7 protein-coding genes are annotated in these 8,237 nt (G+C 68.3%); 2 read left to right on the top strand and 5 right to left on the bottom strand.

What is annotated here, in order from left to right:
* Positions 1-430: 430 nt before the first annotated feature.
* Both ACFWAY_RS51515 and ACFWAY_RS51520 read right to left on the bottom strand, forming a co-directional pair.
* Positions 431-742, bottom strand: a complete 312-nt coding sequence (locus ACFWAY_RS51515) for a hypothetical protein (RefSeq protein ID WP_378516218.1) — start codon at positions 740-742, stop codon at positions 431-433.
* Positions 743-1,332: 590 nt separating this feature from the next.
* Positions 1,333-2,169, bottom strand: a complete 837-nt coding sequence (locus ACFWAY_RS51520; protein WP_378516219.1) for a hypothetical protein — start codon at positions 2,167-2,169, stop codon at positions 1,333-1,335.
* A 634-nt stretch (positions 2,170-2,803) separates the two neighbouring features.
* Between ACFWAY_RS51520 and ACFWAY_RS51525 the strand changes: the two genes are divergently transcribed.
* Together ACFWAY_RS51525 and ACFWAY_RS51530 are read left to right on the top strand one after the other, a co-directional pair.
* On the top strand, positions 2,804-3,328 hold the full coding sequence (locus tag ACFWAY_RS51525) for a hypothetical protein (protein WP_378516220.1): 525 nt from the start codon (positions 2,804-2,806) through the stop codon (positions 3,326-3,328).
* A 545-nt stretch (positions 3,329-3,873) separates the two neighbouring features.
* Positions 3,874-4,179 carry a hypothetical protein gene (locus tag ACFWAY_RS51530; RefSeq protein WP_378516221.1) on the top strand — a complete coding sequence of 102 codons (306 nt, stop codon included), beginning with the start codon at positions 3,874-3,876 and terminating at the stop codon, positions 4,177-4,179.
* Between the two features lie 224 nt (positions 4,180-4,403).
* Here ACFWAY_RS51530 and ACFWAY_RS51535 read toward each other — a convergent pair whose 3' ends face one another.
* Genes ACFWAY_RS51535 through ACFWAY_RS51545 form a run of 3 tightly spaced genes read right to left on the bottom strand, consistent with a single transcriptional unit; the run spans position 4,404 to position 7,747 of the window.
* Positions 4,404-6,431, bottom strand: a complete 2,028-nt coding sequence (locus ACFWAY_RS51535; RefSeq protein ID WP_378516222.1) for a protein kinase — start codon at positions 6,429-6,431, stop codon at positions 4,404-4,406.
* 12 nt (positions 6,432-6,443) lie between these two features.
* Positions 6,444-7,340, bottom strand: coding sequence for a hypothetical protein (locus ACFWAY_RS51540; protein WP_378516223.1), 897 nt, complete (start codon positions 7,338-7,340; stop codon positions 6,444-6,446).
* On the bottom strand, positions 7,337-7,747 hold the full coding sequence (locus tag ACFWAY_RS51545) for a hypothetical protein (protein WP_378516224.1): 411 nt from the start codon (positions 7,745-7,747) through the stop codon (positions 7,337-7,339). The genes ACFWAY_RS51540 and ACFWAY_RS51545 overlap by 4 nt, the downstream gene beginning before the upstream one ends.
* Between the last annotated feature and the right edge of the window lie 490 nt (positions 7,748-8,237).

Raw genomic sequence — 8,237 nt, forward strand, 5'->3', positions numbered from 1 at the left:
AGGCAGCGGCCACGAGAGCGAGCAGTAGGACTGCGAGGACGTGGACGAGGTGACCGGGACGGCGACGGGCGTGCATGGCACTGATTGTCCCGTGCAGAAGGGTCGGGCGCGCGCAGGGACCGGGACGCGTCGGAGGTCACCAGGCAGTTCGCGGAGGCCTTCGTCTTCACAGGGGTTCGATTTGCGACGTGGCGTGCTCGCGGTCGAGCTTCTCCGCGAGCTGTGGGTATGGGCCGAGGCGAGCACAAGCTGTCTGCGGGATCGGAAGGCCCCCGTTGGTGCACCGACCGGTATGAGGAGTGAACCGGTCTGGGAGGGGTATCCGATGGGCGTGCTGCCGCGTGTCCTCGGACGGCAACTCCGCGCGACAGCTCGGTCCCTCCGGTCGTCTGACCCCTTCGGCCGGAGGGGCCCATCCGGACCTGAATTCTCATGTGGAGGTGAGTGTCCAGTCGCGGCGTTCGGTGAGGGCGCGGTGGAGGTGCTGTGTCCAGCGGCGGCGCTCGCCGCTACTGTGTTCATGGGTGATCGTGATTCGTCTGGTCCATCTTTCGGGTATTCCGCGGTCGTTGATCGCCAGCCCGATGACAACCCGGAGATCGGGATCGGGTGCTCCGGTGATCACGATGCGTCCGGGTTCGCCGCCCATCTCCATCCGGGCCCCGAGTACCGCGGCGACCACTTCGGCCACCTCGAGCACGGACTGCGCCCCGATGACGTCGATGTGGTCGACTTCGGTCATCTCGGTCCTCCACTTCCGTGCCGACGGGATCGTAAAGCGCGGGCACCTGGACCGAATCACACCACGCATGTTGCTCGGGGGTTCGAGTGGTACCGGCCGTGTGCAGCGCCCCGTGCCTCGGCATAAGGAACGGGTCGGGCGTTTCCGTCTCCGGCCACACCGGCAATGGCCGCTCGCACTCGGGCTGCTCTTGATACGTAGGGGTGGCAGTAATCGGTGGTCGTCCACCCCCAGGGGCGGTGTTCCTGGTGGTTCCTTGTGTGCCGGGGTCGGCGGCGATGTTGTCGGTGTCGGCGAAGGCCAGTCGTCGAGGGCGACCGCCCCTGGAAGTCGCCGAAGCGTGATAGATCCATTTCGCGGTGGACCGCCGCGGCGCGGCTCATTAGGTGTGGATGTTCAACCGGCGGACCGCCGCCCAACCGCGGGCTGTGTTGTGATGTGGTGCGGTCATGACATTGGGTCCGGTATCTGGCGAGGCGAGTATGGACGGGAACCGCGCAACTGGTCGCGTACAACCGAGCCCACCCGACCGCGGTCGGTGGACCCGTCGAGCCCAGCGTTCGACTCGTGCCGGCCTGGAGTTCGGGCGATCAGAGGGTGATCTGCGTCGAGGCCTGCGCGGGCTTCGCCGGGTTGCTGTTCTCCCACAGGAATGTGTATGCGCCGGGCGTGGGTTCGTCCATGACAAAGACGATCCACTCGCCTTCGATCTTGCTCGTCGAGTAGACGTTCTCGGAGATGAATCCGCCGCGTTTGTCGCCGCGACCTGACTGGCCGTCCGGTCCTGTCAGTTCGAAGTCGCCGGGATTGACATCGGAGAAGCCGCCGGTCGAGCAGCGCCCGCAGTTTGCATTGATCTTGACCCAGACTTCGTGCTTGTCCTTCTCGCCGGGCTGGTAGCTCGGCCAGAGGAACGCCTCGTCCAGGGTGATCTCCATGTCGGTTCCGAATGTCATCCCGACCGGGATGCCCCTCGGCTCGATGCTCTCGACGCTGTCGTGTTCGGCTAGCGGGATTCGCGTCTGGTTCGTGTCGGCCTGGCCGTAAACGAGGACGACGCTGTCGACGACGTCGTCGAGGTCGGGTGTGTCCGACGGGGTCTTCAGGGAGGCGGACGCCGTGCCGGACGCTTGTCCGCCGCCAGCGATCTCGGGGCTGTCGAATGACAGTTTGACCACCGCGCCATCGACCTCGAGGTATGCCTTGTCGGTGGGGGTGTGGCTGACTCCGACCAGGTTCTTGTAGTTCAGGTCGAAATCGAGTGTCGTCGTGGCATTGTCCGAGTTCGCGGTCACCTTGTCGACGGTGATCTCGAAGCCATCGTGCCACCCGATTTTGTCGATCTCGCGCTCGAATGCCGACTGGCTTTCTTCCGATGTGGGTTCGGCCGCCGAGGCTAGTGCGGGGAGTAGGAGAGCTGCGGGCATGACAGCACTGATCAGAAGAGCCTGGCGAAGGGCGTTGGGCCTCATAGTGAGTCTTTCTTTGACGGGGTGGCAGCGATCCGTGCCGATCAACGCTTACTAGCTTCTCCCGGACAAGCAGTGGGAATCTTCGACAGCGGGGTGGAAGTTCCTCACCCCATGGAGTTCATGGACCCGCTCCGTGCGCATCCACGACCGGGCCCGACATGGGACTAACACCCCGGTCGGACACGACTTCCACCTCAGGGTCAGCGGAGAGGCACCTCCTCGGCGCGATCACCTGTCGAGCTCGTGCCGATCGACCTTCCTGCCGATCTCGCAGCAAGGCGGTTCCCCGAAGTGGCTGCGTTGGATCGTCTGCGGAGCGCCGGATGTCCTGTGCGATCCCGTTGACGGTGTTAGCGTACCGAAATCTGCACTACACCAACGCTGTTGGATATCCGTCTCGTTCCTGGCGAAGGGATTGTGCGTCAACGGATTCGGTGACGGCGCGACACAACAGCGCCGGGGCGTGCCGTATCGATGTCCTGCCGATGCAGGGGTGAGGAACTTCAGACCTGCCGAGGATATCAATTCGCTTCATTTCGCGGGAATCTTGTCAGGACAGCAAAACCACCGGCAACACAGGGAGATTCACATGTCGAACATCAAGAAGCGCACCATCACGGCGATTGCCATTGCAGCCTTCGCGCTGTCGGCGGGTGCGGGAATTGCGTCCGCCGAACCGGCGGCGCCCGGGGGTGCGGGGGGCAGCGCCCCGGGCGCGCCCGGTGTCGGCGCGCCGGGTGTCGGCGCCCCCGGTACGGGCGGTGACGCGCAGAGCAACGCCGAGACCGGCAACGCCAATGCCGGTGACGGCGGTGCCGGCGCCCCCGGAATTTCCTTCGGCGGCCCGACGATCGGACTGAACAACGGCGGCGGCAACGGCAACAGCGAGGTGGGCAGGGGCGGCGACGGCGGCAATGCACGTTCCGGCGACGCCACCACGGGCCCGACGACCGGCGGCGACGGTGTCGGCGGCTGGGGTGTCGGCGGCAACGGTGCGGGCGGCAATGGTGGAGTGGCCCCCGGAGGTGACGGCGGCATGATCGAGCAGGCACCTGCACCTGCTCAGGGCGGCGGCCCCGGCATCTGCGTCATCCCGATTCCGTTCGTCTGCTGATCCTGATCCCCTGCCCGTAAGGGATCGCGGACTCCCGCAGGGCCGGCCCACCCATGAGACACCGGGCCGGCCCTGCGGGGGCCCATATTCACGCGATGGGTCTGCGGTGTGCACTCATCCGAGAACGCCCGGGCCTCGAGCCATCGGGAGAATGGTGCCGCTGGGCGGTCTGTCTCCGTCAATGACGACCACTCCTGCGGCAATCGCAGCCGGCGATGATGGCGCATCCGGAACTGTTCCCCACCGCCCGCAGTCGCGGCGCGCGGTCGCCGAGGCAGACGGCCCGAGGGCAGGCCTGTCTCCATTCATCGAACCCGCGTAGACGCGCACGAATTCGCGACCGGCCGGTAGGTGCCGCGGGGCGGGGTCACTACCGCTCTCCGTCGCCGCGGACCACCAGCTTCCCTATGCGCCGGGGTGTCCAGTCGAGGCGATTCGTCGGGATCGACGTTGAGTCCGAAGACCGCAAGCTGATCTCGGCGGTATCCGTACCGTTTCGGGACGCCCCAGACCTCTCTCGACCTCATCACGCAAGGAGTTTGACCATGTCGAACGCTATGAAATTCGCTGTTCCGCTGATCGCCTTCACCGCAGTTGCCCTGTCCGTCGGCGGGGGAATCGCCGGCGCGGCAACCAATGACAGCGGCCCGCGGGAGGGCTACAGCTGGGAAGTGCCGGAAGAAGCTACCGCGGCCGAGCCCTCGGCTGCGCCGCCCGCACCGACCGTCTCCGTCTATATCCCCGGTGTTTCCCTGCCCGGGATCACCGTCGGTGGTGTCGGTGTCGGCACCGACGGGATCGCCTTCCCGGGCCCCACCATCGGCCTGCCCGATCCTGCTGCGATCCCGTAGCCGCTCCATCCACTGTGCGACAACAGTTGTCATTCACCCGGGGGATGTCCGGATCGCGGCGGCAGTCCCTCCTCCCACCGTCGGCTCGGTGTTGCGGACGAGGACCAGATGGTGCGGCATCGGGCCTCAGTCTCCGGGCAGAACCGGGCTCGTGGCTCGCTCCACGGGTGGACCGCGCCGGGGACGGATCGTTCCCGGGCGACGCTGTCGCCGGGGACGAAGTATTACCGCTGGTCGATGGTGGTCCCCACGGATCTCGTGTTGCGGTGGGTTCGACGGTAACGGCGTCGACGCCCGATCCGGGCGGCGCCGACGGCGGCGGCGGCCCCGGCCCCTGCCGCGACTGCCGCACAGACAACCACGGTGGTGGTGGTCGGTGGGCGTGCGGTGAGAATCCAGAGGGCGCCCACGACCGCGGCTCCGAGCACCCCGGCGGTGACGGTGGCACCGATAATGCCGGTGATCCGGCCCCGCCCCCGGCGCAGCGAACGCAGGAACGACTCGAGGTAAGCAACGGCGAACAGGGCCAGGGCGGCGACTCCGACGGCGGCCGCGGTGCTGGTCGCCGGCTGGGTGGTGCGGACCGGAAACGTCCACGTTTCGATCACCTGACCGGCCTGGAGCAGGGTCAGGGTTCCGGTGAGCATTCCGGCCACGAAGTACTGCCCGCCGAGTGGGGGCAGTGACGCGGCCGCGGCACCACCCTGGTTGATCAGTGGCGCGGCATCGGTGTTCTTCACCGGGATGTCGAGTACGTCGAGGGCCAGGGTCGCGGCGTCGGCGAGACCGGCACCCGCCACCGCCACCGTGACCGGGACCGGCGCGGTCAAATCGACAGGGACGGGCGCACCGCCGGCCGGGTCCACGCCGGCGACGGTGACAACGCCGACCGGAGGCACATCGATCGGGGGCGCACCGAGACCGAGCAACGCCACCAGGACGGCGATGACCGCCAGGGCGGCGGCGATGACCAGCGGAACACGAGGGGAGGGGAGCTTCACCACGGTGCGGACGTTGACGAGGTCGGCGCCGGAGACGTCGGCCAGGCGGGCGCCGCGGGCGTGGACGGTGATCGACGGGCGCACGGTCGGCGGCGGTGCGGTGGCACGCGCCCCGGGTGCTGTCGCGGTGGGTGATTCGGTCGGGTCGATGGATCCGGTCGGTGCGGTCGGGTCGGCGGTTGCCGTCGGGTCGGCGGTTGCTGCCGGGTCGGCCCGGTGCGGTTCGGTGCCGGGAGGACCGCTTGGGACGGGCCGTCGGGGTGCGGCGTGTGGCCGGGTCAGCGGCAACGGTGGATGGTCGTCGCTGTCGGTCAGAGTCGGGGTGTGCGGGGGTCCGAGACCGGTGGCCGAGACGATGGTGTCGGCTCCCATCACCGGGATGCCCTCGGTGGTCAGCCACCCCGGACCCCAGCGTCCGGTGGAGGCGCAGGCCAGCGCGATCCCGAAGGCCTCGGCGGACGGGTAACGCAGGGTGGGGTCCGTCGCCAATCCGCGCATGACCACGTCGGCGATCGGGTCGGGGACGGCGGGCGCGGTCTCCTGCAGCGGGGTGGGCTCGTCGAAGGCGTGCATGAACAGCAAGGCCATGGCGTCGTCAGCCGGCGGGAACGGAAGTTCCCCGGCAAGGAGTTCGTAGAGCATGGTGGCCAGCGCGTAGACGTCGGTGGCGGGGGTCAGCTCGCCGCCGCGGGCCTGTTCCGGGGCGATGTAGGACGGGGTGCCGAGGACGTCGCCGGCCTTGGTGGCCAGGGTTTGTTCGCCGCCGATGACCTTGGCGATGCCGAAGTCGGTCACCTTGATCGCCCCGGAGGCGGCGAACAGCAGATTTTCGGGTTTGATGTCGCGGTGCAGGATGGACCGGTTGTGGGCGGCGGTCAGCCCGGCGGCGCAGGCCAAGGCCACCGCGACGGCGGCATGCGCGTTGAATCCGGTGCGGGTGAACCGGTTCCACACCGTGCCGCCGGGGAGCAGTTCCATGACCAGCAGGCACAGGCCGTCGTGTTCGACGAAGTCGTAGACGGGCACCACGTGCGGGTGGTCGAGGGAGGCGAGCAGCTGGCCCTCGGCGGTGAATCGTCGCCGGATGCCCGGGTCGGTGGCGAAGGCGGGTGGGAGCTGTTTGATCGCGACCGGGCGTCCGAGGGCGCGGTGACGGCCGGCGAGCACGACTCCCCATCCGCCGTGGCCGAGTTCGCCGCCCACCTCGTATGCGGGGAGGGCGGCGGCCACACGATCGATGTCGGTTTCCATGTGCCGGTCCGATCAGGGAGTGGGCCGGTCGGTGCCGGCGGGGCGAGTGGGCGGCGGGCCGGTCTCTGACGGCCACCGATCGGTGGGATCTTCACCGATCCGTCCGGTCCGGTCGTCGTCCACGGCGTCACTGTCTTCGAGTTCGTCGTCGGCCATGTCGTCGACGTCCTCGTCCTCGGCCGTGTCCGGGGTGGGGGTGAGGTAGCCGAGCAGGAAGAAGCCGGCCGCGAACCCGCCGGCCAGGAGCAGCCACCGATCCAGGGTCGGCGCCCACACCCGGGTCGCCGACAGGGTGAAGGCCAGCACCAGCCCGATCCCGATGCCCGGGGTAAGCATCCGCATTGCCCGTCGCCACCGGTTCTCGTGCAGCCGGCGCCGGGCGATACCGAGGGCGGCGTCGAGTACCGCGAGCGCGGTCAGGATTGCCAGGGCGAGCCCGAACAGCCCGTACACCGACACCAATGAGCCGCGCACATCGGTGACGGTGGCCGTCTCGGCGAGGACGGCCCCGTCCCCGTCGGTGACGGTGACCGTCCCGTTGATCAGGCCGGTGGCCTGACCGTCGAGGCCGGACGGCTCGAGCTCGAAATCCAGAGACTGCGTCTGTCCCGGCTCCACGGTCAGACCGACCGCGGTGTGATACGAGAAGAAGGTCAACCCGAGGACATGTCCGGACACGTCGACGGCACCGACGGTGACAAGATCTGCGGTGTTGTTGGTGAGTGTCATCTGGACGCGGGCTGGACTGTGCGGGTCGAGGCGGACGGGATTGGTCGGGCCGGCCGAGGCAGCGTCCTGACTGTTGACGGTCACCGACATCTGAACTGGCTCGGCTGCGCTGGCGCTGGGACCGGCGAATATCGCTGCGCCGAGGGCCATCGCGACCGCAATGAGCCACCGGGCGATCATGACCGCTCCCCAAGGCCTGACTGGGGCTCCTCGAGATCCGACTGCGGCTCGTCGCGGTACGACTGTGGTGCGAGCAGGCGGCGCCGGAAGATCAGCAGGCCGATGAGGAGGAAGAAGACGATCACCACCGAGGTGGCGGTGGACCCGGTGGCCTGACTGACCAACACGATATCCAGTGGCGCGGTCAGGACCGGCCCGCATTCGGCAGACACCTGATGCCGCCCGACGTCGGCGACAACCGGGCTGACCGGGGCCTCGAACGCGCCGGCCGCATCAGCTTGAGTTTCGCCCGCCCGGACACCCCCCACGGACAGGGCCACCCCGGCACCCGGGGGGCACCCCGAACCCGACGCCGTCACCGGTGCGCCCGGCGGCACCGCCGGATCACTGAGCTCGAGGCCCTGCACTGGGATTGGTTGCGCGGCACCAGGAACGACTACACCAGGAACGACTACACCAGGAACCGCCGGTACCGGCGCCCCAGGGGCCGGCAAGACCGATCCGGGGATTACAGGTCCAGGTCCCGGCGCCGGGGTATCGGGAATGTCTGGCGTCGGCGTGCACAACGCACTATCACTGCATACAGTCTCCGGCGGAATCCTCGGATCGGGACAGTTCGGGGGGCAGACCTCGGGCGGCGGTGGTATGTCCAGAATCGGAGGATCGTCGGGACAGTTCGGGGGGCAGACCTCGGGCGGCGGTGGTATGTCCAGAATCGGAGGATCGTCGGGACAGTTCGGAGGGCAGACCTCGGGCGGCGGTGGTATGTCCAGAATCGGAGGATCGTCGGGACAGTTCGGGGGGCAGACCTCGGGCGGCGGTGGTATGTCCAGAATCGGAGGATCGTCGGGACAGTTCGGGGGGCAGACCTCGGGCGGCGGTGGTATGTCCAGAATC

It is taken from the genome of Rhodococcus sp. NPDC059968 (assembly GCF_042738615.1).
Classification (GTDB): domain Bacteria; phylum Actinomycetota; class Actinomycetes; order Mycobacteriales; family Mycobacteriaceae; genus Rhodococcus_F.